General features: G+C 44.1%; 2 protein-coding genes. Both read left to right on the top strand.

The genetic code is table 11. From position 1 onward, the window contains the following. Positions 1-206: 206 nt before the first annotated feature. Positions 207-476 (top strand): 30S ribosomal protein S15, encoded by a 270-nt coding sequence (gene rpsO, locus AC1DUA_RS34920; RefSeq protein ID WP_145656385.1) that lies wholly within the window; start codon positions 207-209, stop codon positions 474-476. Between the two features lie 264 nt (positions 477-740). Then, positions 741-2149: polyribonucleotide nucleotidyltransferase (locus AC1DUA_RS34915; protein ID WP_477504106.1), on the top strand; the 1409-nt coding region annotated here is incomplete at its 3' end.

Here is a 2149-nt window from a genome sequence, read left to right as displayed (position 1 = left end):
AATCAAGGTCGATGCGGAAACTGCAAAAAATAAATTATAATTTCCTATGTGGAATCAAATATTTACTTCTACTATGCGATTATGGTATACTGATTAACGTTGCCCAAAGGACAATTCCTTTGGCATGAACCTTAGCTTGGATAGACGCTATCATCGGCGATTTCTAGGCTTACGGGGATACAATAGAATTTAGGAGATGAACAATCATGGCATTAACACAAGAGCGCAAAACGCAACTGATTCAAACTCACAAGGTACACGATACCGATACGGGTTCACCTGAGGTACAAGTAGCAATTCTTACAGAGAACATTGTAAACCTTACGAACCACCTTCGTACACACAAGAAAGATCACCACTCCCGTCGTGGTTTGCTTAAAATGGTTGGACAACGCCGTAAGCTTCTAGCATACGTGAAGAACAAAGATGCAAGCCGTTATAGTGCTTTGATCGTGAAGCTTGGTTTGCGTCGATAAAACCGACAATGAGAAGCAACCTGTTGCTCCTTTGCTGGGCTTGATAAAGCTTGCGCAGAGAATGGCAACGAGGTTGCTTTTTCTTGTATTTTTAAAACGGAAAAAGAAGGAAATACTAGAGACTACGCAGAAATAGAGGATGACTCGGGTGCTAGGCATTTTGCTCAATACATACGGAGTCTAAAGTTTGAGGCTATTGACCTCCTTTTCTGTGAATGCGCATTAAGACACATAATGAATAAGAAATTTCCTTAGGAGGATTTTATGGAGAAAAGGGTACAAATGGAACTTGGCGGTAAACCGTTCATTCTTGAAACGGGTAGACTTGCCAAACAAGCCAACGCAGCAGTTACCGTTCGCTATGGTGATACGGTTGTGCTAAGTACAGTTACAGCATCCAGTGGACCGAAAGACCTGGATTTTTTCCCGTTGACTGTGAATTATGAAGAAAGACTATATTCCGTAGGTAAGATTCCAGGTGGATTTATTAAGCGTGAAGGTCGCCCAAGTGAAAAGGCTATTCTTGCGAGCCGCTTGACGGATCGTCCGATTCGTCCGCTTTTCCCAGAAGGTTTCCGTAACGATGTGCAAATCGTCTCCATCGTTATGAGCGTGGATCAAGAGTGTCCACCAGAAATCGCGGCAATGATCGGTACTTCCGCAGCGTTAGCAATTTCTGACGTTCCTTTCAACGGCCCTGTTGGCGGTGTGATTGTTGGACGCGTGGATGGTCAATTCGTTATCAACCCAACGGGTGAGACAGCAGAGAAAAGTGATCTTCATTTAACTGTTGCTGGAACGAAAGACGCAATCATGATGGTTGAAGCAGGCGCCAACGAAGTCTCCGAGGACGTAGTGCTCGAAGCTATTATGTACGGACATGATGAAATCCGCAAGATTGTTGCGATAATTGAAGAATTGGTTGAAATCGCAGGCAAGCCGAAAATGGAGGTTAAACTCCACACGGTTGACGCTGAAGTAAATACAGCAGTTCGTGATTTTGCGCAGGCTAGACTAGTCGATGCCATCAAAATTTCCGAGAAGCATGCAAGACAAGAAGCAATTGATGTTGTGAATGCTGAAACGGTGGAACATTTTACAACGTTGTATGCTGAAACACCTGGATTGTTAGGCGATGTTAAAGAAACTCTTTATGATATCGTTAAAGAAGAAGTTCGTCGTTTGATCACACATGACAAAGTAAGACCAGATGGACGTAAATTGGAAGAAATTCGTGCGATTGACTGCGATATTGACTTGCTGCCGCGTACACATGGTTCAGGCTTGTTCACACGTGGACAAACTCAAGCGTTAAGCATTTGTACATTAGGCGCATTAGGCGATGTTCAGATTCTGGATGGCTTGGATCTTACAGAAACGAAACGCTTCATGCATCACTATAATTTCCCACCGTTCTCCGTAGGTGAAGCAAGACCGCTTCGTCCACCGGGTCGTCGTGAAATCGGACATGGTGCACTAGGGGAGAGAGCTTTAGAGCCGATCATTCCTAACGAAATTGATTTCCCTTACACGATTCGTCTAGTATCTGAGGTGTTGGAATCCAACGGATCTACATCGCAAGCAAGTATTTGTGCAAGTACATTAGCACTTATGGACGCTGGGGTTCCAATTAAGGCGCCAGTTGCTGGTATCGCGATGGGTCTGATTAAAGA

This window comes from Paenibacillus sp. 01T422 (assembly GCF_056398785.1).
Note: the sequence above shows the minus strand (reverse complement) of the source record. Positions and strands in the feature narration are given on the sequence as shown.